Raw genomic sequence first — 19,935 nt, 5'->3', positions numbered from 1 at the left:
GCATTTCCGTCAAACCGGGCGATGCTTCACAGTCGGCTCAACACCAGTCGTCATGTCGGAGGATTTTGCCAGTGAATATGTCCGTCAAGCCGCAGACGTCCGCCGCCCGGGCGCTCGCGGGCAAGGTTGCGCTGGTCACGGGCTCAACCAGTGGCATCGGCCTCGGTATCGCGCGGGCACTTGCCGCGGCCGGCGCCGACATCGTGCTGAACGGCCTTGGTGTGGCGGCCGAGCTCGACAGGACGCCCGAGCAGATCGCGGCGGAGTTCGGCGTCAAAGCAAGATTTTCGCCGGCCGACATGACCAGGCCGAATTCGATCGCCGAGATGATCGCGGCGACGGTTGCGCAGGCCGGCCGCCTGGATATCTTGATCAATAATGCCGGTATCCAGCACGTTGCGCCGCTGGAGCAGTTTCCGGTCGAGAAATGGGACCAGATCCTCGCGATCAATCTGTCGTCGGCCTTCCACACCACGCGGCTCGCGCTGCCCGCAATGCGACAGAACGGGTTCGGCCGGATTATCAACATTGCTTCCGCTCATGGTCTCGTCGGCTCGCCGTTCAAGGCGGCCTACGTCGCCGCCAAGCACGGCATCGTCGGGCTCACCAAGGTGACCGCGCTGGAGACGGCAGAAGAGGGCATTACCTGCAACGCGATCTGTCCCGGCTACGTCTATACGCCCCTGGTCGAGGCGCAGATCGATGGGCAGGCCAAGGCGCACGGAATCTCGCGCGACCAGGTGATCCGCGACGTGCTGCTGGCCCAACAGCCCAACAAGCGCTTTGCCACGGTCGAGGAGCTCGGCGCGCTCGCGGTATTCCTCTCGACTGACGCGGCGGTTTCGATCACCGGCGTCGCGCTGCCGGTCGACGGCGGCTGGACCGCGCATTAACATGAGCCGGCGTAACAAGTCGCGGCCGGCAGCGAATCTCGGAGCAGTGCAGGCTGATCAGGAGCGAACCATGAACGGCACGCAGAATAACATTCAGCGCAAGGACCTGCCCGGGCAGGTCGTCCTCGTGCTTCAAGGCGGCGGTGCGTTAGGCTCCTACCAGGCGGGCGTCTACCAGGCGCTGCACGAGGCCGGCATCGAGCCGGACTGGATCATCGGCACCTCGATCGGTGCCATCAATGCCAGTCTTATTGCGGGTAATGCGCCGGAGCACCGGCTCGCGCGCTTGAGGGAGTTCTGGAAGCGGATGGAACAGAAGCCGGTCTGGGAGTGGCCCACCTCATTTCCCGGCTTCAACGAGAAGCTTGCCTATTGGTCGGCCGTGACCCACGGCATTCCAGGGTTCTTCCGGCCCAATCCGCTGGCGCATGCCGGCGATTCCTATCCGCTCGGCGCCGATCACGCCGGATTCTATTCCACTGGGCCTCTAGAGGAGACGCTGCGCGAGCTGGTCGATTTCGATCTGGCCAATCGCTGCGCGCCGCGGCTGACGGTGGGTGCGGCGCATGTCGGCACCAGCCAGATGCGCTATTTCGACAGCCGCGACGGTGAGCTGACGGTGAAGCATGTCATGGCTTCGGGCGCATTGCCCCCGGCATTCCCGGCAGTGCGGATCGATGGCGAACTCTATTGGGACGGAGGCATCCTCTCGAATACGCCGACGGAAGCGGTGTTCGACGACAATCCGCGCAAGAATTCGCTGATCTTCTCCGTGCATCTGTGGAATCCCGTCGGCGCCGAGCCGACCACGATGGCGGAGGTGCTGAACCGGCACAAGGATGTGATGTATTCGAGTCGGATCGCGAGCCAGATCGAACGCCAGCAGCAGGCCCATCGCCTGCGCCATGTCATCAACCAGCTTGCGGAACGCCTGCCTGAGAGCGAGCGCGGCGATGCCGCGGTGAGGGAGCTGATGAGCTACGGCTGTCCGACCCGTATGCATGTCGTGCGGCTGCTGGCGCCGCAACTCGATCGCGAGACCCACACCAAGGATATCGACTTCAGCCCGTCGGGGATCACGCGGCGCTGGCATGCCGGCTATGCCCACACGAGGTCGGTGCTCGCGCGAAAACCGTGGATCGGCGAATTCGATCCGCTTGCCGGCGTGGTGCTGCACGAGCATATGGACGAGATGCCGATGGCGGCGGAGTAGGGCCGCAAGCGATCGTCCGCCATCATCGAAATGCCACAGGCCTTGCGGATCGTCGATCTTCGTCCGCAGCTGAAAGGCCATGTAAGTGGTGTCGGGAAGCGATCTGGAACTGGCGCTTGATCACGTCCGTGCTGATATGGCGGGACCGGTTGCCGGCGTGTTCGGTCCTGATACGGTGACCTGGCAGATCGACCGCGAGGCCGTGATCTTCCTCGGCGCGGGGCGGGCGCTGCTCCTTCAACTCGCGCATCCCTGGGTCGCCGCCGCCATCGCCGAGCATTCGAAAACCTTGGCTGATCCGATTGGCCGCTTCCATCGCACCTTCGATATTGTCTTTGCCATGGTGTTCGGCTCGCTTGACCGCGCGCTGTTGTCGTCGCGGCAATTGCACCGGCGCCACAGCATGATCGTCGGCGAGATGCCGGAGACTGTCGGTCCGTTCGCGGCAGGCTCGCGCTACTGTGCCAACGACATCCCGTCGCTGCGCTGGGTTCATGCCACGCTGGTCGAGACCGCGCTGATGGCGCATGATCTGGTTTTGCCGCCGCTCTCGGCGGAGAATCGCGAACGCTATTGGACCGAGAGTCGGACGTTCGGCGCGTTGTTCGGATTGACCGGCGATGATCTGGCGGCGGACTGGGCTGACTTTGCGGCCTATACGGCGGCGATGGCGCAGTCAGACACGCTGACCGCCAGCCCGGCCGCGCGCGAGATCGCCGCGCAGATCTTTGGTGGCGCGCGCCCGTGGTTGCGTCCGCCGCGCTGGTATCGCGCGCTCACGGCAAGCCTGCTGCCGGAACGCCTGCGTGTTGGGTTTCGGTTCGAACTTGATGAGCGCGATGAGAGGGCAGCCGAAAATGCGCTCCGATGGATACGGCGCGTCTACCCCAAATTGCCAGACCGGTTGCGCTATGTCGGTCCCTACCAGGAAGCGCAAGCGCGGTTGCGCGGCGAGCCGCAGCCGGACTGGATGACACGGTGCCTCAACAGAGTCTGGATCGGACGGTCGCAAATGGATCAGCGCGGGAAGGGGTGAAGTCCTCCGCGGCTGCCACAAACCACTGTCATTGCGAGGAGCCCTTGCGACGAAGCAATCCAGGCTGCTGCCATGGAAACAGTCTGGATTGCTTCGCTACGCTCGCAATGACGAGGAAACACCCCGCTTCTCACACCGCCGCCAACTTCCGGTACAGTGCGTTGTAGCTGCCGGCCGGGATGCTCCAGGAGAACGAGCGTCCCATCGCACTGCGACGCATGGTGTCGAGCTGGTCCTGCGCCATGAAGGCGGAGAACGCGCGGCGGACGCCCCCGAGGAAGGATTCGTGCGAAGGTTTTGAGAACAGGAAGCCGGTTTCGCCGTCGGTAATGGTCTCGGCGAGGCCGCCGGTCTGATGGCCGATCGGCAGCGAGCCGAAGCGCTGGGCGTACATCTGGCTGAGCCCGCAGGGCTCGAAGCGCGACGGCATCAATGTGAAGTCGCTGCCGGCGAAGATGCGGCGCGCCTGGGCGTCGTTGAAGCCGATCACGACCCCGATCGCGTCAGGGCGTCGGCGATGCGCGTCGATCAGCGCCTGTTCGAGCGCCGGCTCGCCGGAGCCGGTGACCACGATCTGCCCGCCGGCATCGACGATCTCGTCGGCTGCCGCCAGCACGAGGTCGATACCCTTCTGGTGCACCAGCCGGGCGACGATGCCGAACATCGGGCCGCGCGACACCGCAAGCCCGAACTGCTTGCGAACATAGTCCGCGTTGGCCTTCTTGCCGATCCAGTCGCCGGCGCCGAACTGCTGGGCAAGCTGAGCGCAGGAGCGGGGGTCCCAGCTCTCGTCGATGCCGTTGAGGATGCCGGTGAGCTCGGCCGCGTCGGAGCGGACTCGAAGCAGGCCTTCGAGCCCGCAGCCGAATTCATCCGTGGTGATCTCCCGCGCATAGGTGCCGCTGACTGTGGTGAGATGCGAGGCGTAGACCAGTCCGGCCTTGAGAAAGGAGAGCTGGTCGTAGAACTCGACGCCGTCGATGTGGAAGGAGCTCTCCGGTGCGCCGATCCGCCGCAGCGAGTCCTTCGGGAAGAGGCCCTGATAGGCGAGGTTGTGAATGGTCAGGATCGACGGCAGCTTGGAGCCGCGCCAGGCGAGGTAGGCCGGCACGAGCGAAGCCTGCCAGTCATTGGCATGGATCAGGTCTGCTGCCCAATCCTTGTCCAGCGTGCCCATCGCGAGCTCAGCGGCGGCCGAGGCAAAGCGCGCGAAACGGATGTCGTTGTCGGGCCAGTCGCGCCCGGACTCGTCGCCATAGGGGTTGCCGGGCCGGTCGTAAAGTTGCGAGCACAGCAGCACATAGACCGGCAGGCCGTCCTTGGTCGCGGCGCGGCCGAGCGAGCAGGCCGGCATCTCCGCGAACGCCGGACAGCGGCCAACGATCTGAATATGCGTGAGTTGTTCGATGATGTCGCGATAGCCGGGCAGCATGACCCGGATGTCGGCGAAGGGACGAAGGGCTCGGGGGAGTGCAGCGGAAACGGCTCCGAGTCCGCCAACGCGGACAAAGTCGTCCATCTCCGTTGTAACGAACAAGACCCTCAAGAACTGCTGCCCTCTGCCGGAGCCCGATTGCTGCTATGCAAGAACGGGTCCAGTTGCCCCGGATTTCCCAAGCCCGCCCGTGAGACGTGTCTCTTCGGTAAAGACTTTCCTACTCAGGCGCCGCGCTCTAGGGTCGGCGCACCAACAACAGAGAACTTCGATAAGTTCCTAGTGACCCGAGGGCGCAAGCAGGCATGCAGCTATCAGATAAGCATGAGGGGACGACGACAAAGGCCTTTGCCGGCCTCAGGGTCCTGGATTTTTCGACCACCATCGCCGGCCCCCACTGTGCGCGCATGCTCGCCGACATGGGCGCCGAGGTCATCAAGATCGAGACCGACGGCGGCGAGACGATGCGGACCCGGCCGCCGCTGCGCAAGGGCTGCAGCACCGTGTTCGGCCAGCTCAATGTCGGCAAGAAGAGCGTCGTGCTCGACCTCAAGTCCGAGGACGGCAAGGAGGCGGTCCGCCGGCTGGCCGCGACCGCCGACATCCTGGTCGAGAACTTCCGCCCCGGCGTGATGCACCGGCTGCGGCTCGACTACGACAGAATGCGCGCCATCAACCCGAAGCTGATCTACTGCTCGATCTCCGGCTACGGCCAGAGCGGCCCGTCGGCCGAACTGCCGGCCTATGCGCCGGTGATCCATGCAGCCTCCGGCTACGACATGGCGCATCTCGCCTACCAGCCCGGCCGCAGCCGCCCGGATTATTGCGGCATCTACCATGCCGACGTCGTCACCGGCACCTACGGGTTCGGCGCGATCGCGTCGGCGCTCTACCAGCGAACGGTCACCGGGCTCGGCCAGCACATCGACGTTTCCATGCTCGAATCGATGCTGACGCTGACGGTGATCGAGTTGCAGAACTCGCAGTTCACCGTGAAGCCGCCGCCGCGCCCGATGTTTGGGCCGACTGAGACCGCGAGCGGTTATGTCATGATCACGGTTGCCAGCGAGAAGACGTTTCAGGGACTGATGGGGGTGATCGGCCGCCCCGAATGGATCTCCGATCCGCGCTTCGCCACCTACGCCGCGCGTCGCGACCATTGGGCCGACTTGATGGACGGTGTCGAGGCCTGGTCGCGGCAGCTCTCGACCGAGGCCTGTCTTGTCGCGCTAGGTGCGGCGGGCGTGCCGGCTTCGGCCTACCGCACCGTGTCCGAGGCGCTGGCCGATCCGCAACTCGCGCATCGTGAGGCGCTCTCGTCTGTAGAAGACGGAGGCGGCTCGTTCCAGGTCCTCAATCTGCCGTTCCGGATGACCGGTGCCGACACGGCACCGGGCAAGACGATGGCCGTGCTTGGCGAGCACACGGACCGGCTGCGCGCGGAGATCGGGCTCCCCGACGATGGACCAATTCCGTCAGGCAAAACAGCCGCGCAAAGCTGACGGACAGCTTCGTGCAGCAAGCAATGCGGCTTTGCGTGTGGTCGGCTTGCCATCATCCGTCGGCCTAAACTAGACAGGTCCGAGTTTGTCTCGTTCTGCCGCCCATGCGATGGTGGCGGCGATAAGAAAAGTATCCGGGAGGACACCGATGAAAAGTTTCAAGGTCGCCGATTTCAAGGCACCGCTGCAGGAGTTCGACGAAGCGACGCCGCAGCCGTCCGGCACGCAGGTGCTCATCAAGGTCAAGGCCGCCGGCGTCTGCCACAGCGACCTCCACATCTGGGAAGGCGGCTACGATCTCGGCCACGGTCGCAAGCCGCTGTCGCTGAAGGACCGCGGCATCAACCTGCCGCTGACCATGGGGCACGAGACCGTCGGCGAGGTCCTTGCCTTCGGCCCGGACGTGAAGTCGTCGGACCAGGGCGATGTGAAGATCGGCGATGTCGGGCTGGTCTATCCCTGGATCGGTTGCGGCAAATGCGCGACCTGCCTCGCCGGCGATGAGAATATGTGCCTGACGCCACGCTCGCTCGGTGTCTATTGCGACGGTGGCTATTCCGACCACATGCTGGTGCCGCATCCGCGCTATCTGCTCAATCTTAGAGGCCTCGATCCCGCGTCGGCTGCGCCCTACGCCTGCTCGGGCGTCACGACCTACAGCGCGCTGAAGAAGCTCGAGCAGCACTTCGACACGCCGATCGTGATGTTCGGCGCCGGCGGACTCGGCCTGATGGCACTGTCGCTGCTGAAGGCGATGGGTGGCAAGGGCGCGATCATGATCGATATCGACACGAAGAAACGCGAAGCTGCGGAGCAAGCCGGCGCGCTCGCGACCGTCGATCCCAAGGCGCCCGACGCGCTGGAGCAGCTTGCCAAGAAAGCCGGTGGTCCCATCCGCGCCGTGCTTGATCTCGTCGGCAACGCCGCCACCACGCAACTCGGCTTCGACTGTCTGACCAAGGGCGGCAAGCTCGTCATCGTCGGCCTGTTCGGCGGCGGAGCGACCTGGGCGCTGCCGCTGATTCCGATCAAGGCGGTGACGATCCAGGGCAGCTACGTCGGCAATCTACGCGAGACGCAGGAACTGCTCGACCTCGTGCGAGCGAAGAACATAGCGCCGATCCCCGTGACGCGGCAGCCGCTCGCCAAGGCCAACGACGCGCTGGTGCAGTTGCAGCAGGGCGCGGTGGTTGGCCGCACGGTGCTGACGCCGTAACCAACGCTCCATCCTCCGTCATTGCGAGGAGCGAAGCGACGAAGCAATCCAGATTGTCTCCGCAGATGCAGTTCTGGATTGCTTCGCTTCGCTCGCAATGACGACTTAGCTCGCTCCTCCTGAGGCTTTCCATGTCCGCAAATAACGCCTTCCACATTGCCGTGCTCGCCGGTGACGGCATCGGTCCCGAAGTCATGGCGCCGGCCATCGAAGTCTTGCGCAAGATCGAGACGAAATCCGGCCTGAGCTTCCGCCTCACCGAGGCGCCGGCGGGCGCCACCAACTATCTCGCCACCGGCAAATCGATGCCCGATACCACGATCAAGCTGTGCGAGGAGGCGGACGCGATCCTGCTCGGCGCATGCGGCCTGCCGTCGGTGCGCTATCCTGATAACACTGAGATCGCGCCGCAGATCGAGCTGCGCTTCATCTTCGATCTCTATGCCGGTGTGCGCCCGGCGCGGCTCATTCCGGGCGTGCCGAGCCCGATCGTCGGCGCCGACCAGCGTGGAATCGATCTCGTCGTGATCAGGGAGTCCACCGAGGGCCTGTTCGCCTCGATGGGCAAGGGCGTCGTCACCCACGAGGACGCGCGCGAAACCATGGTGATCACGCGCAAGACGTCCGAGCGCCTGTTCGAGTTCTCGTTTCGCCTCGCCGAGCGGCGCAAGGCGCGCGGCAAGCCGGGGATGCTGGCTTGCGTCGACAAGGCGAACGTGTTCAAGGCCTTTGCGTTCTTCCGCGGTATTTTCGACGAGATCGCCAAGCGTCATCCGGAGGTGAAGACCGACCGGCTCTATGTCGATGCCTGCTCGGCGATGCTGGTGAAGCGCCCCTGGGACTTCGACGTGATGGTGATGGAGAACATGTTCGGCGACATCGTCTCCGACATCACCGCGAGCCTGATCGGCGGCCTCGGCATGGCGCCGTCGGCCGACATCGGGGACAAATATGCCGTGTTCCAGCCGTGCCACGGCACCGCGCCCGACATCATGGGGCAGGGCAAGGCCAATCCCACCGGGATGATCCTGTCGGCTGCAATGATGCTGGACTGGCTCGCCGACAAGCACGGCGTCGAAGGCGCCGCTGAGGCCGGCGAGCAAATTGAGCGCGCCGTGGACAAGGTCTACGCCGGCGGCCTCAAGCCGATGGAGTTCGGCGGCAGCAACGGCACCGCCGACATCACGAAGGCGGTGCTCGAGGCGCTATAGTCAAGGAAGAGGGGCCTCCCGGCCCCTCGCAATTCACCAGCGACGCCAGTGGCGGTGACCGCCCCAGCCCCACGGACGTGGACCGTAGAAGCGTCGCGGGCCGCCGTAATAGCCGTAGGCCCCATAATAGTTCGGACGCCAGAAGCAGCGGCCCCACGGGTTACACACCCAACGAACCTGATCGACTTCGGCTGCCGGGCCGCTCGCGATACGGTCGGCCTGCGGAATGCCGTTCGGCATCGCCGCGAGTGCCTGTCCTGACGCGAGCGCTGCGCCGCCCAGGGCAGCCAGCCCGAGAACAGCAAATTTCAGTTTCATCGCAATCTCCCTCGTTTGATGGCGAGAGAACTTCCAGCAAATCAGCTGGTTGCTATGGTGTTGCAGGGGCGTGGGAATTTAATCTTCCTGAATGCATGTTCACGTTGCCTGCCGTCATCGCGACGAGCCAAGCGACGAAGCAGGCAAAGGCACTCTGGATTGTTTCATTTTGCTCGCGACGGAGTCACCGTCCCTGGAACTGCGGCTTGCGCTTCTGCATGAAGGCCTGCCGGCCCTCGCGAAAATCGCCACTGTCCATGCAGGCGTTGCCGACCGCCCTGATCGCCTCCATGTCGCGCGCGCTTTCGTCCTTCAGCACCTGCGCGATGGTGAGCTTGGCGGCCTTGATCGCGAGCGGCGCATTTTGCGAGATCGTCTCGGCGATCGCCATGGTCTCACCCCAGAGCTGATCCTCCGGAACCACCCGCTCGACCAGCCCGATGCGCAGCGCTTCGGTGGAATCGATGCGCATGCCCGTGTACATCAGGAGCCGGGCCCAGGACGGTCCGACCAGCGACACCAGGTGCTTCAATCCATCATAACCGTAGGCGATGCCGAGTTTCGCCGCGGGAATGCCGAACTGGCTTCCATGGGAGGCGATGCGGATGTCGGCGAGCATTGCCACCTGCATGCCGCCGCCGAGACAGAAACCCTGGATACAGGCGATCGTCGGCTTGGGATAATCGGCAAGCAGCGCGCGCTGGGCGGCGCTGCGTTTTGCGTATTCCTCGGAGGCAGCTGCGTTGTGGCGCGTCTTCTCGAACTGGCTGATGTCGGCGCCCGACACGAAGGCCTTGCCGCCGGCGCCGCGCAGGATCACGACCCGCACGGCAGCGTCGTCGCGCAAGGCTGTCAACGCCTCGCCAAATCCCTCCCACATCTCCAGCGACATCGCATTGCGCTTGTCGGGATTGTTAAAGGTGATCACGCCGACGCCACCGGCTGTGTGCTTGAGGATCTTGCCGTCGGCGTAGGGAATTTCGGTCGTGCTTGATATGTCGGACATCGCGCTCGCTTTCGTTGGCGAGGCGCAATGTTCGGCCGGGGCGAGGCCAGGGTCAACCGCGGCAACGGAGGTGGCTTTGCAGCCGCCTGTGCCGCGATTGCATGGCGCGGTCTATCTCGTCATGTGCGCCGTTAACGGATGGCTGCCGGCACTGCTGAAGAATGCCGCCTCTTCGGCGGTGTCCTCCAGCAGCTGCTCGTCCTGGTGATAGACGTCGTTGCGGAACTGGACGGTCTGGTCTTTGGTCATCCACGCCGTGAGGTAGATCCAGGCCACCGGCACTTTCTTCGCCATAGCGACCTCGAGATGCTGGCCGCTGGCGATGCCCGCGTCGATCGCGGCGCGGCTCCATTTCGGCTGGTCCTTCAAGAGCCAGGCGGCGAGATCGCGCACATTATCGACGCGCGAGCAGCCATGAGAATCGAAGCGGTAATCGTCGCTGAACAGATTGCGCTGGTTGGTGTCGTGCATGTAGACCGAATAGGAATTCGGCATGTCGATCTTGACCGCGCCGAGCGCGTTGAACGTGCCGTTGTGCTGGCGCACGGTGAAATTCGGCGTATGCGTGCCCGACCAGTCGACCGAATTTGGGTCGATCGGATTGTCGTGGGCGTCGAGCACCTCCATGTGCATGCGCGACAGATAGGTGGGGTCCTTACGCATATGCGCGGAGATCTCGGTCTTGGCGATCGAGGCGGGCACCGTCCAGGTCGGATTGAGAACGACGCTGCTGATCTGGGTCGTCAGCGTCGGCGAGGGCTTTTCGGTCTTGCCGACGATCACGCGATAGCGCCTCACCACGACGTCGTTCTCGATCGCTTCGGCGAAGGCGGCGGGGATGTTGACGACGACATAGCGCTGGCCGAAGCCGAAATTCATGTTCTCGAGCCGCTGCAGCGAAGCCTCCAGCTGTCGGATGCGCTTCTGCACCGGCACGTTCATCGCCGCGATCGTGCGGGGCGTCATCGTTCCGGTCGGCGCGAGGCCGTGGCGGGCCTGGAAGCGTTTCACGGCGTCGGCGAGATCCTGGTCGAAGGCGCCGCTCGCCTTGTCGGCGGCAAGATCGCCGGAGACGATCAGCCGCTTGCGCAGGAGATCGTCATTGGTGCCCTGGGCGCCGGGCGCGAATTTGGCGTCTGCCGGGATCGCCGGCCAGCCGCCGCGCACGGCGAGATCAGAATAGCTCAGCGCCGTATCCTTGATGCGCTGGGCGGAGCCCTCGTCATAGGTCGGCTCGTGCGTCAGCGCGAGCGCGGCGGCCGAGCGGCTCTCTGCCGTCGAAGCGGACGCCGGCGCTGCAGTTTTCGGTGCGGCTGCGTGGGCCGGATTGGCGGTGGCCGGCACCGTGCCAGCCGCAGTCGCCGGCTTGGGCCCGGCCTGTCCAATGGTCTCGGTCTGAGCAAGCGCGGAGGCGCTCGCAAGCATGCCGACGGCAATGATCATCGCATGGCGTTTCGACATGTGTCCCATCTTTCCCATGAGAACGAGGCCCGGACGGGGGCTCGCATCGGCAATTCCCGGTCGTCGCGCTGATTCGAGAAATCGGCGGGAGGCTAGCGCCTCCCGGTTGCGGCTCCCTTAAGCACGGCGCATCGCGAGCTCCGGACGCCGGGCGGCGGTCTCTGGATTGGGTCGCGACAGGGCCGGAATGGGTTCGCGCAAACTGCGGGCGACGGCGGGAAAAATGGTCAACAAAAAGGGGCGGTCATGCCGCCCCGAGAAGTCCGCGCAAGCACGCGGGCCGGATAGATCTCGTCCGGGTCTCGTCCAATCCAGCCGCGCCCCGTGACGCGGCGGATTGAACATCGGGCGGAAAGGCGCGGGCGCCGATCGGCTCAGGCTTCGTTCGCTGCGATCGATTCCATCAGCGAGACGAGCTGACGCTGCACCGTCTGGTCCTTGATCTTGCTATAGGCGCGCAGCAGGCGGAGGCTGAAGGCCGAGTCCAGGAAGAGCAGGCTCTCGACTTCGCGCGCCTTGTTGTCGCCGTCATAGAAGAAGGTCACGGGCACATCGAGGGCGGTGGCGATCTGCTGAAGCCGGGCTGCGCCGACGCGATTGACGCCCTTCTCGTACTTCTGGACCTGCTGGAAGCTGACGCCGAGCTTCTCGCCGAGCTCGGCCTGCGAGACCTTCATCTCGACGCGCCGCAGACGGATCCGCTTGCCCAGCTCAATGTCCGGCTTGCCGGCACTGCGCTGCTTCATTCTCTTCGCCGCTGTCTTCATCTTTTTTCTCATCGGTCTTCGGTTGAAAACCCCCCGAAGAGCTGGGTCAGGGGTTCGCCCATATACTCGTCCTTGAATTCATGCGGGTGCACGAACTCTTCCTTAAACCACGGGAAACGCGCCGGATTGAAGGCTTCGATCAGCCAGTCAATCATGTGCCGCACGCGCGGAATCCGGCCGCTACCAGGGTGGTAGGACAACCAGATATCCAGCGATCTGTTCAGCTCGATCTCCAGTGGAATCAACTTCCCGCCAAGCGCAACGGCGTAGCTCGGGAATACGCCGATTCCGGCGCCATTCGCGACCGCCCAGTAATTGGCGCTCGAGACGTTGGTCTTCATGACCAGAAGGTCACGCTCCGGAACGCCGGGGAAGAAGCTCTCGAAAGTTTGCTTGGCGTCGAGCTGGTCGGCGAACTGCAGCACCAGGCGGTGCTTGATCAACTCCATCGCCGAGCGCGGCGCGCCATGTTTTGAAATGTATTTCTCAGAGGCCCAGAACATCAGATGCATGCGGCCGAGCCGCACCAGCTTGACGTCGAGCGCGGAAGGCCGCGACAGGTGAATGGCGACGTCGGCCTCGTGGCGGGAGACGTCGGCCGAGCGCATCGCGCAGTGCAGGTCGACCAGGATCTTCGGATAGGCCTGCTGGAATTCGACCAGTCGCGGGGCGAGCCAGAATGTGCCAAGTCCCTCGGTGACTGCGACGCGGACTTCGCCGGACAGGGCGTTCGCTGTCGAATCGCTGGTGCGCAGCACGTCGAAGGCAGCCGCCTCCATTTTCTCGACGGCGGAGACCACCAGCGCGCCTTCGTCGGTCAGACGGGTGCCGTGGACGTCGCGGGTGAACAGGGTGGTGCCGGTCTGGCGTTCGAAATCATCGATCCGGCGGCGGACGGCGTTGATCGACAGCGACAGGCGCTCGGCCGCCGAGCGGAAACTTCCGCATCGGACGACTTCCAGGAAAATGCGCGCCGCATCCCAGTCCGACAGGCCGCTGATGTTTGTCTTTGGGCGTTCCTCCAGTGGAACGCCCCTTTCCGCCAAGGAGTGCATACAAGTCCCTTCGGGTCGCTAAACTGGCAGAATCTTGGGCAAACCACAACCACGGCGGGTTGGGGAACGACGAGTTTTGAACGTCATCCTTACTGCGCCGCAGTGGTATTCTGGTGCTGCCAGGACTGGGAACAAGGGTTGGAAATCGGGCAAACCATCGCCCGCATGAGGGGTGTGGCGTGAGTTCCGTTGTGAGCCGTGACATGGCTGCGGGATCGTCGGCGCTGTCCGCAATGAACGTCCTTGCGCGCGAGCCGGTGCCGCCTTCCGAGATGGATCAATTGCAGTACGCCAAGCGTTTTACCACCGAGCGTTTTACCACCGAGTGTTTTACGATCGAGCGTTCGACGACTGAGCGCTTCGACGACGGCCGGCGGGGCGAAGCGGCACGCGCCGGAACCGCGGTTTCAAGGCAGAAACACACTGAAATCATGTTCGGGGGCGCAGTGGCCTCGTGTTATCCTCGACGCTCCATGGGGGCCAAAGAGGTCGTCACAACCACGTCTCACAGGCCGAATTAGCGGAAAGAACGCCCGTGTCGCATTCAGACGAACAATTGCAGTCGGTGCTGGAAACGCTCGAAGAGTGCCGCCGGGTGCTCAACGAGAGCAACAGCCGCGAGTCGGCCGAGCTGCTGTCCATTGTCATCCTGGACGTGCGGATGAAACTCAAAGGAATTGACAGTGCCGATCTCAAGGCACTGTGCGACGAAATGTTGCGGAGCGCGACCAGCGAACCGCAGCCCCCCTCCAAGCAGACGCAGGACCAGCCCCGGCGTCCGCTGCTCCGCGTGGTGAAGTAGCCGCGCCGCCGAGCCTCGCTTTTTGGCGAGATTTGTGCGTGTCCCGATGCCGCATCTGTGATCACAGACGGCATCGGGAGGAGCCCTGGTTTTGAGCGCCTCAGTTGCGCATTCGCTCGCATCGGCTACACCAGAGCCGGTTCGGCTCCGGGCCGCGCGCATTCCCCGCGCGCCGCATCGGCGCCTGAGATGGCTCCGACTGCATCATGCAAAATGTTTCGATCCCGGCGGCGCTGATTGCCGGCCTCGTCAGCTTCCTCTCCCCTTGCGTCCTGCCGCTGGTCCCGCCCTACCTGATCTATTTGACGGGCGCGACGATCGAGCATGTCGAAAGCGACGAGCCCGCATCAGTCTCCAAACGCGCGATCATGATGTCGGCGCTCCTGTTCGTGCTCGGCTTCTCCACGGTGTTCGTGGCGCTCGGCGCCAGCGCCTCGCTGATCGGCGGGCTGATCCGCGCCTGGTCGGCCGAACTCTCGATCCTCGCCGGCATCGTCATCATCGTCATGGGCCTGCACTTCCTGGGCCTGACGCGAATCGGTCTGTTGATGCGCGAGGGACGCTTGACCGCGCCCAAGCCCGTCGGCCTCTGGGGCGCTTATGTGATGGGGCTCGCCTTCGCCTTCGGCTGGACGCCCTGCATCGGCCCGATCCTCGCCGCGATCCTCTCGGTCGCCGCGGCCGAAGCGACGGTGGCCAAGGGCGCCGGCCTGCTCGCGGTCTATTCGGCCGGCCTCGGCATTCCCTTCCTGATCGCCGCCCTGATGATCGAGCAGTTTTCCACCCTGTTCGCGCGCATGAAGGGCCATCTCGTCAATGTCGAGCGCGCCATGGGCGTCCTGATGGTGATCACCGGCATTGGATTTCTCACCGGCGCGGTCTCGAATGTGAGCATCTGGCTGCTGGAGACGTTTCCGGCGTTGCAGACGTTCGGTTAGGGCGCAGCGGACGCACCAGCGGGAGACCGGGTTTTCACGGATGAAACCTGAAAGGAACCGTTGAGGACCTCCGGCCATGCTCGCACTGCGGAGCCCAACGAAATCAAACCTTTTCCATCCCGAGACGTTGGAGGAGCGGAAACCGCATCGTGGAGATCTCGTGACCAAGACACTGCTCTTAGAATCCTTGTCGAACAACGTCGCTTTGGTTGCCTGGCAATTTGTAGGTCAACCGTTGCCGGAGTGGCCGAATTGGGTCCAGTCAACCTGCTCGCTCCAAAGGGATGACGAAGGAAAGTTCGAGCTCCGGCACGAGCGGCGCAGCGGCGCTCAAATTGTCTATCTCGGCGAGTGGCTCGTGAGAGATCTGGATGGCGGCGTCGACTTTTACACCGACGCCGAGATCTGGGCGCGGTTCGCCGCGAAGCGCTAGGCGATCAACTGAGCGGGTCCGGGTGGGGCAAAACGCCTCGCCCGCAAGGACACACTTCGGATGCAATCTGAGGTAATATTTCATTCTACTGCACCCAGAGGGGCAAATTTCAAAAGCGTATACTGAAACGAGAATTTTTGACCAATCGACAATCCCGGCGCCCCTCTTCCTCACAGCATTTTGCGCAGGAGCAATCGATGGGAACCGAAGTCAACGTTCAACCCGGTCATGGCAAAGCCGGACGTCACCCGACGCGGCAATTTCTGGATACGCTTTCCGGACACGAAGATCCGGGCATGTTTGGTCGGATGTTTCCGACTCTCGAACCGCTGGCCGTCGACGACGGTCCGCTCCATGCACTCGCCGATGCGATGAAGGATCCCACCCCAGGCGATCCCACGGGAAACAGTGCCAACGTACCTGCCGGCTTTACCTATCTCGGGCAATTCATCGATCATGACATCACACTGGATCTGACCTCCTTTGGCGACAAGGAGGCCGATCCAACGGCCGTCGAGAATTTTCGTACACCGGCGCTCGATCTCGACAGCGTCTACGGTCTGGGACCGGACGGAAGTCGCCATTTGTACGCGCGCAATTCGGCGAGCGACAATGGCAAGAGCCCGGGTCCCAAGCTGCTGATCGGCAAAACCGTCAACGTCGGTGCCGGTAACATCACGGGAGATCATCGTAACGACCTTCCGCGCAGTCCCGAAGGGTTTGCCCTGATCGGCGACCATCGCAATGACGAGAATCTGCTGGTTGCGCAAACTCACCTTGCGATGCTGAAGTTTCACAACAAGGTCTGCGATCAGCTCGCTGCGTCAGGCAAGCCGCAGGGCGAGATCTTCGAAGAAGCGCGCCGGATGGTCACCTGGCACTATCAATGGATGGTCTTGCACGATTTTGTGGAGCGGATCACCGAAAAAGGCATGGTGGCGAAGATCCTCGAGCAGGGACGGCGCTTCTACCGCTTCAAGAAGACACCCTACATGCCTGTTGAGTTTTCCGCCGCGGTCTACCGTCTCGGCCACAGCATGGTCCGCGAGGTCTATAGCCACAACAGAATCTTCACGCCTGGCGGCGTCGTTCCTGCGACGCTCGATCTGCTGTTCAAGTTTACAGGGCTTTCGGGAGGAATCATCGGAGATCTCGCGCCCAATCCGATTCAACCGCCGCTCCCGCTTCCGGTGCTCTCAAGCAACTGGATTATTGACTGGCGCCGCTTCCACGAGATTCTGCCGTCCAATCCGCCAGGTGTTGCATTCAATCCGTCTCGCAAGATCGACCCCTTTGTCGTGCCGCAACTCCACACCTTGCCTGGTGACGGCAGCAGCCTGCCGTTCCGAAATCTCAAGCGCGGGGTGCTGTTGGGATTGCCGTCCGGGCAGGACATCGCCAAGGCCATGAAAATCAAAAATCCTCTGACGCCGGCCGAAATCTCGAAGGGGACCGACGGTGCGGTAGCGAAGACGCATGGTCTGCACGAACACACCCCGCTCTGGTACTACATCCTCAAGGAGGCGGAGCAGCGGGGCGGCGGCGAAAGGCTCGGACCGGTTGGAGCGACGCTTCTTGCCGAGGTTTTTGTCGGCCTCGTCCATGGCGATCGTCAATCGTACCTTTGGCTCAAGGGCAAGAGCTGGAAGCCAACACTTCCATCAAAAGTGCCGGGCGAATTCACGATGGCCGACCTGCTGCGCTTTGTCGGGGATATCAGCCCGATCGACGGCATCTCGACCGTCTAGAGGTTTGGCGATCCGGCGGACACACGAACTGGGCCGCGAGGCGGCCCAGTTCGGCGCCGGCGAGGCAAGTCCATGCGTTAATTCGCCGCAAATCGCGCAAACGCCCCGCGATCGATCTCGATGCCAAGTCCCGGGCCGTCCGGGACTCGCACGATGCCCTTCGCGTGCTCGATCGGCTCCTTTAAAATCGCCTGCCGGATCGGATGTTCGGTGCGGTCGAATTCCAGCATCGGCTCGAGCGGTGACAGCGAAGTCGGCGTGTGCGAGGGCAGCACGGCGAGAAGCTGGAGCGAGGCGGCGATCGCGATGCCGGTGCCCCAGACGTGCGGATTGTAGCGGATGCCGAACGCCTCGCTCATGTCGGCAATCTTCTTGCATTCGCTCAAACCACCTGCCGCGCAGGTGTCGGGCTGGGCGATGTCAAGCGCGTGCGAGACGAACAGCTCGCGGAAGCCGAAGCGCGTGAATTCGCATTCGCCGCCAGCGACCGGAATCGTGAGAGCGGATTTCACCGCGCGATAGCCCGCTATGTCCTCAGGCGGCACCGGCTCCTCGAACCATCCGATGTCATGGCGCTCGATCAGGCGGCCGAGCCGGATCGCCGCGACCGCGTCATAGGCGTGGTTCGCATCGACCATCAGCGCGACATCGGGGCCGATCGCTTCGCGCACCGCGCGGGTGACTGCGGCATCCTCGACGATTCCGAAGCCGACTTTCAGCTTCACGGCGCGGAATCCCTCGGCGGCATAACCCGCCGCTTCTTCCGGCAGATATTCGAGCGGATCGCCTGACCTGCGCCGGTAGAGACCGGTTGCATAGGCCGCAACCTGCTTGCGCGCGGCGCCGCCAAGAAGCTGATGCACGGGTACGCCAAAATGCTTGCCCTTGATGTCCCAGAGCGCGATGTCGATACCGCTCATCCCCTGGATCACGACGCCCTTCTGGCCGTGATCGCGCAAGCGCGCGTAGACCATCTGCCACAGTACGTCCGTGCGCAACGGATCCTCGCCGATCAGCCACGGCGCGACACTTTGCACCACCGCCGCCGTGATGCGGGCAGGCCCATAGCATTCGCCCCAGCCGACAAGGCCGTTATCGGTCTCGATCTCGACGAGCATCGCGGTGCGTGTGTCGTACCAGGCGCGCGAATAGGCAAAGGGCTGCGACAGCTTTGCTTCGAGGATGTGCGTGCGAATGCTTGCAATCTTCATCGCCGATGTCTCCGTTCACCGCGCCTCGTCCAGCGTGCAAATCACCGTGCAGACCACGCCGCGGGGCAGAAAGTCGACCGTTGCCTCGCCGCCGAGCTGGTCGCGAGCGCTGCGCTCGATCAGGCGTGAGCCGAAGCCGCGCTGCACCGGCGCCGTCACCGGCGGTCCGCCGATCTCGGTCCAGATCAGGCGCAGCCGCGGCTTTGGCGCCTCAGCAAGGACCTCCCACTCCAGCGTCACCCGGCCGGTCTCGTTGGACAGCGCACCGTATTTCGCGGCATTGGTGGCGATCTCGTGCACGATCATCGACAGCACCACGGCGAGCCGCGGCGACAGCGGCACCGCGGGGCCTGCCATGCGGATGCGCTCTGGATTGTTTAGCAGGAACGGCTGTAGCGCGCGGGTGATCACCTCCCGCAGCTCGGAGCCCGCCCATTTCTCCTGGCTCAGCAAATTGTGCGCTTCGGCCAGCGCGCCCAGCCGACCCTCGAATTTCGTCCGCTCGTCCCGGCTGGCACTGCGGAAAGTCTGCACTGCGATCGCCTGCATCAAGGCGAGCGTGTTCTTGACGCGATGGTTGAGCTCGTCGATCAGGAGATTGTGCAGCATCTCGCCGCGCGCGATCGTGGTTGCCATCCTGACCGCGAAGGTCAGGCCGGTCAGCAGCAGGATGCCGCCGATCAGGCTGGTGATCGCGATGTTGCGCCAGAGCGGCGCGATCAGCGAGCTCTCGGCGACGCCGGCCACGATGGTCCAGCCGGTCAGCCGTGACCTCGTATAGACGGTGGACAACGCAACACCGTCGAGCGAAACCGTCGAGAGTGCGGCTTCCGGCGTGCGCAACATACTCTCATACAGTGTGCCCGTAGCCCGTTTGCCGAACGTCTCCGTCGGATTTGGCGTGCGCGCGAATACGAAGGCCTTGGTGTCGAGCAGGGAAACCGTCCAATCCCGGTCGGGCCGTTGCTTCTCGACCAGGTCCTGAAAGATGCTGACGGGCGGGCTGAAGCAGAGGTCGTAGATCACTTCGCCGTCGCGGAGCACCGGAACCTCGACCGTAAGAACCTGCCGGCCGTTGATCGCGCCGGTGAACAGGTCGGAATATTGCGGCGATCTGGTCGCAAACACCTTCTCGATGACCTCGAGATGACCGCGTGGCGGCAGGCTCGCGGTGTCCTCGGTCGCGGAGGAAAACAACAGCCGGCCCTTGCGATCGGAAATCAACACGAGGCCGCCCTTGCCGTACTGATCGACGAAGCCGAGCGCGATGCGGCGGAAATTCTGGAAGTCGTCATTGCGCAGCGAATTCGTCAGCGCAAGCACCTGCAGGCCGCCGGTCATCCGCTGCACCTCGGAGTCCAGCACGAGGCGCATGCTGCGCACGTTCTCCAGCACGCGGCGGGTCGCGTCGTTGCGGTCCTGCTTGTAATTGTAGACGGCAATACCGACCGCGAAGACGATCAGCGGCAACATCGTTCCCGTGACCAGAAGAGCGAGCCGGACCGGCAAAGTGAGCTTTGACAAACGCAGGCGTCCCGGTTCCAGCGCAGGCGAGCGCCGGATTTATGATTTTGGGAGACCATAGGGGCGGGATTTGCGCTGCGCCATATTTTTTTGCGCAGCTGGACGAACCGTCTAGAGGCGACACTTACAGCGCAGTTGGGATGCCTGCGCCTCAGCTCATGCTGAC

The 19,935-nt window shown here is 63.7% G+C and carries 19 protein-coding genes; 11 read left to right on the top strand and 8 right to left on the bottom strand.

Annotation, left to right across the window (positions count from 1 at the left end; all coding sequences use genetic code 11):
• Positions 1-77 precede the first annotated feature (77 nt).
• From AC0L27_RS02695 to AC0L27_RS02685, 3 genes are all read left to right on the top strand, one after another.
• Positions 78-893 carry a 3-hydroxybutyrate dehydrogenase gene (locus tag AC0L27_RS02695; protein WP_275170680.1) on the top strand — a complete coding sequence of 272 codons (816 nt, stop codon included), beginning with the start codon at positions 78-80 and terminating at the stop codon, positions 891-893.
• Positions 894-963: 70 nt separating this feature from the next.
• A complete protein-coding gene (locus tag AC0L27_RS02690; RefSeq protein ID WP_275170421.1) occupies positions 964-2,106 on the top strand; it encodes a patatin-like phospholipase family protein in 1,143 nt (380 codons plus the stop codon).
• Between the two features lie 85 nt (positions 2,107-2,191).
• The gene (locus AC0L27_RS02685; protein ID WP_275170422.1) at positions 2,192-3,142 is read left to right on the top strand and encodes an oxygenase MpaB family protein; all 951 of its coding nucleotides are present in this window, start codon (positions 2,192-2,194) and stop codon (positions 3,140-3,142) included.
• Positions 3,143-3,272: 130 nt separating this feature from the next.
• On the opposite strand, the gene glgA is transcribed toward AC0L27_RS02685, so the two are convergent.
• Complete coding sequence (gene glgA / locus AC0L27_RS02680) at positions 3,273-4,688, bottom strand: glycogen synthase GlgA (protein WP_275170423.1); 1,416 nt, start codon at positions 4,686-4,688, stop codon at positions 3,273-3,275.
• A 194-nt stretch (positions 4,689-4,882) separates the two neighbouring features.
• Here glgA and AC0L27_RS02675 point away from each other — a divergent pair, with 194 nt between their 5' ends.
• The 3 genes from AC0L27_RS02675 to AC0L27_RS02665 all read left to right on the top strand — a co-directional run bounded on the left by AC0L27_RS02675 (position 4,883) and on the right by AC0L27_RS02665 (position 8,506).
• On the top strand, positions 4,883-6,079 hold the full coding sequence (locus tag AC0L27_RS02675) for a CaiB/BaiF CoA transferase family protein (RefSeq protein ID WP_275170424.1): 1,197 nt from the start codon (positions 4,883-4,885) through the stop codon (positions 6,077-6,079).
• 148 nt (positions 6,080-6,227) lie between these two features.
• Positions 6,228-7,295 (top strand): alcohol dehydrogenase, encoded by a 1,068-nt coding sequence (locus AC0L27_RS02670; protein ID WP_354056638.1) that lies wholly within the window; start codon positions 6,228-6,230, stop codon positions 7,293-7,295.
• 131 nt (positions 7,296-7,426) lie between these two features.
• Positions 7,427-8,506 carry an isocitrate/isopropylmalate dehydrogenase family protein gene (locus tag AC0L27_RS02665; protein WP_354056636.1) on the top strand — a complete coding sequence of 360 codons (1,080 nt, stop codon included), beginning with the start codon at positions 7,427-7,429 and terminating at the stop codon, positions 8,504-8,506.
• Positions 8,507-8,539: 33 nt separating this feature from the next.
• On the opposite strand, the gene AC0L27_RS02660 is transcribed toward AC0L27_RS02665, so the two are convergent.
• The 5 genes from AC0L27_RS02660 to AC0L27_RS02640 form a co-directional block, all read right to left on the bottom strand.
• Complete coding sequence (locus AC0L27_RS02660; protein WP_354056634.1) at positions 8,540-8,824, bottom strand: hypothetical protein; 285 nt, start codon at positions 8,822-8,824, stop codon at positions 8,540-8,542.
• Positions 8,825-9,008: 184 nt separating this feature from the next.
• The gene (locus AC0L27_RS02655; protein ID WP_354056632.1) at positions 9,009-9,830 is read right to left on the bottom strand and encodes an enoyl-CoA hydratase; all 822 of its coding nucleotides are present in this window, start codon (positions 9,828-9,830) and stop codon (positions 9,009-9,011) included.
• 111 nt (positions 9,831-9,941) lie between these two features.
• Positions 9,942-11,291, bottom strand: a complete 1,350-nt coding sequence (locus AC0L27_RS02650; protein WP_473317893.1) for a L,D-transpeptidase family protein — start codon at positions 11,289-11,291, stop codon at positions 9,942-9,944.
• 374 nt (positions 11,292-11,665) lie between these two features.
• Entirely contained in the window at positions 11,666-12,037 is a 372-nt protein-coding gene (locus AC0L27_RS02645; protein WP_026233304.1) for a helix-turn-helix domain-containing protein, read from the bottom strand.
• Positions 12,038-12,066: 29 nt separating this feature from the next.
• Positions 12,067-13,113, bottom strand: a complete 1,047-nt coding sequence (locus tag AC0L27_RS02640; protein ID WP_275170430.1) for a LysR family transcriptional regulator — start codon at positions 13,111-13,113, stop codon at positions 12,067-12,069.
• A gap of 203 nt (positions 13,114-13,316) precedes the next feature.
• On the opposite strand from AC0L27_RS02640, the gene AC0L27_RS02635 reads away from it, so the two are divergent.
• The 5 genes from AC0L27_RS02635 to AC0L27_RS02615 all read left to right on the top strand — a co-directional run bounded on the left by AC0L27_RS02635 (position 13,317) and on the right by AC0L27_RS02615 (position 17,034).
• On the top strand, positions 13,317-13,634 hold the full coding sequence (locus AC0L27_RS02635) for a hypothetical protein (RefSeq protein WP_354207223.1): 318 nt from the start codon (positions 13,317-13,319) through the stop codon (positions 13,632-13,634).
• Positions 13,635-13,648: 14 nt separating this feature from the next.
• Positions 13,649-13,915 (top strand): hypothetical protein, encoded by a 267-nt coding sequence (locus tag AC0L27_RS02630; RefSeq protein WP_106942703.1) that lies wholly within the window; start codon positions 13,649-13,651, stop codon positions 13,913-13,915.
• A 206-nt stretch (positions 13,916-14,121) separates the two neighbouring features.
• Positions 14,122-14,853, top strand: a complete 732-nt coding sequence (locus tag AC0L27_RS02625; protein WP_354056625.1) for a cytochrome c biogenesis CcdA family protein — start codon at positions 14,122-14,124, stop codon at positions 14,851-14,853.
• Between the two features lie 160 nt (positions 14,854-15,013).
• On the top strand, positions 15,014-15,286 hold the full coding sequence (locus AC0L27_RS02620) for a hypothetical protein (protein WP_354207220.1): 273 nt from the start codon (positions 15,014-15,016) through the stop codon (positions 15,284-15,286).
• A gap of 197 nt (positions 15,287-15,483) precedes the next feature.
• On the top strand, positions 15,484-17,034 hold the full coding sequence (locus AC0L27_RS02615) for a peroxidase family protein (RefSeq protein WP_354056623.1): 1,551 nt from the start codon (positions 15,484-15,486) through the stop codon (positions 17,032-17,034).
• A 77-nt stretch (positions 17,035-17,111) separates the two neighbouring features.
• Here AC0L27_RS02615 and AC0L27_RS02610 read toward each other — a convergent pair whose 3' ends face one another.
• Entirely contained in the window at positions 17,112-18,245 is a 1,134-nt protein-coding gene (locus tag AC0L27_RS02610) for a mandelate racemase/muconate lactonizing enzyme family protein (protein ID WP_354207217.1), read from the bottom strand.
• Positions 18,246-18,260: 15 nt separating this feature from the next.
• Positions 18,261-19,718, bottom strand: a complete 1,458-nt coding sequence (locus AC0L27_RS02605) for a sensor histidine kinase (protein WP_354207354.1) — start codon at positions 19,716-19,718, stop codon at positions 18,261-18,263.
• Positions 19,719-19,935 lie beyond the last annotated feature (217 nt).

Source organism: Bradyrhizobium sp. Ken51, assembly GCF_055807435.1.
This window is presented reverse-complemented; position numbering and strand designations above follow the sequence as displayed.

What these genes read in the sequence shown, in the direction of transcription:
- AC0L27_RS02625 (WP_354056625.1), top strand. Translation starts at nt 14,122, where the DNA reads ATGCAAAATGTTTCGATCCCGGCGGCGCTGATTGCCGGCCTCGTCAGC.
- AC0L27_RS02605 (WP_354207354.1), bottom strand. Translation starts at nt 19,718, where the DNA reads ATGTTGCCGCTGATCGTCTTCGCGGTCGGTATTGCCGTCTACAATTAC.
- AC0L27_RS02675 (WP_275170424.1), top strand. Translation starts at nt 4,883, where the DNA reads ATGCAGCTATCAGATAAGCATGAGGGGACGACGACAAAGGCCTTTGCC.
- AC0L27_RS02660 (WP_354056634.1), bottom strand. Translation starts at nt 8,824, where the DNA reads ATGAAACTGAAATTTGCTGTTCTCGGGCTGGCTGCCCTGGGCGGCGCA.
- AC0L27_RS02655 (WP_354056632.1), bottom strand. Translation starts at nt 9,830, where the DNA reads ATGTCCGACATATCAAGCACGACCGAAATTCCCTACGCCGACGGCAAG.
- AC0L27_RS02695 (WP_275170680.1), top strand. Translation starts at nt 78, where the DNA reads ATGTCCGTCAAGCCGCAGACGTCCGCCGCCCGGGCGCTCGCGGGCAAG.
- AC0L27_RS02665 (WP_354056636.1), top strand. Translation starts at nt 7,427, where the DNA reads ATGTCCGCAAATAACGCCTTCCACATTGCCGTGCTCGCCGGTGACGGC.
- AC0L27_RS02640 (WP_275170430.1), bottom strand. Translation starts at nt 13,113, where the DNA reads ATGCACTCCTTGGCGGAAAGGGGCGTTCCACTGGAGGAACGCCCAAAG.
- AC0L27_RS02610 (WP_354207217.1), bottom strand. Translation starts at nt 18,245, where the DNA reads ATGAAGATTGCAAGCATTCGCACGCACATCCTCGAAGCAAAGCTGTCG.
- AC0L27_RS02635 (WP_354207223.1), top strand. Translation starts at nt 13,317, where the DNA reads ATGGCTGCGGGATCGTCGGCGCTGTCCGCAATGAACGTCCTTGCGCGC.
- AC0L27_RS02670 (WP_354056638.1), top strand. Translation starts at nt 6,228, where the DNA reads ATGAAAAGTTTCAAGGTCGCCGATTTCAAGGCACCGCTGCAGGAGTTC.
- AC0L27_RS02650 (WP_473317893.1), bottom strand. Translation starts at nt 11,291, where the DNA reads ATGTCGAAACGCCATGCGATGATCATTGCCGTCGGCATGCTTGCGAGC.
- AC0L27_RS02615 (WP_354056623.1), top strand. Translation starts at nt 15,484, where the DNA reads ATGGGAACCGAAGTCAACGTTCAACCCGGTCATGGCAAAGCCGGACGT.
- AC0L27_RS02690 (WP_275170421.1), top strand. Translation starts at nt 964, where the DNA reads ATGAACGGCACGCAGAATAACATTCAGCGCAAGGACCTGCCCGGGCAG.
- AC0L27_RS02645 (WP_026233304.1), bottom strand. Translation starts at nt 12,037, where the DNA reads ATGAAGCAGCGCAGTGCCGGCAAGCCGGACATTGAGCTGGGCAAGCGG.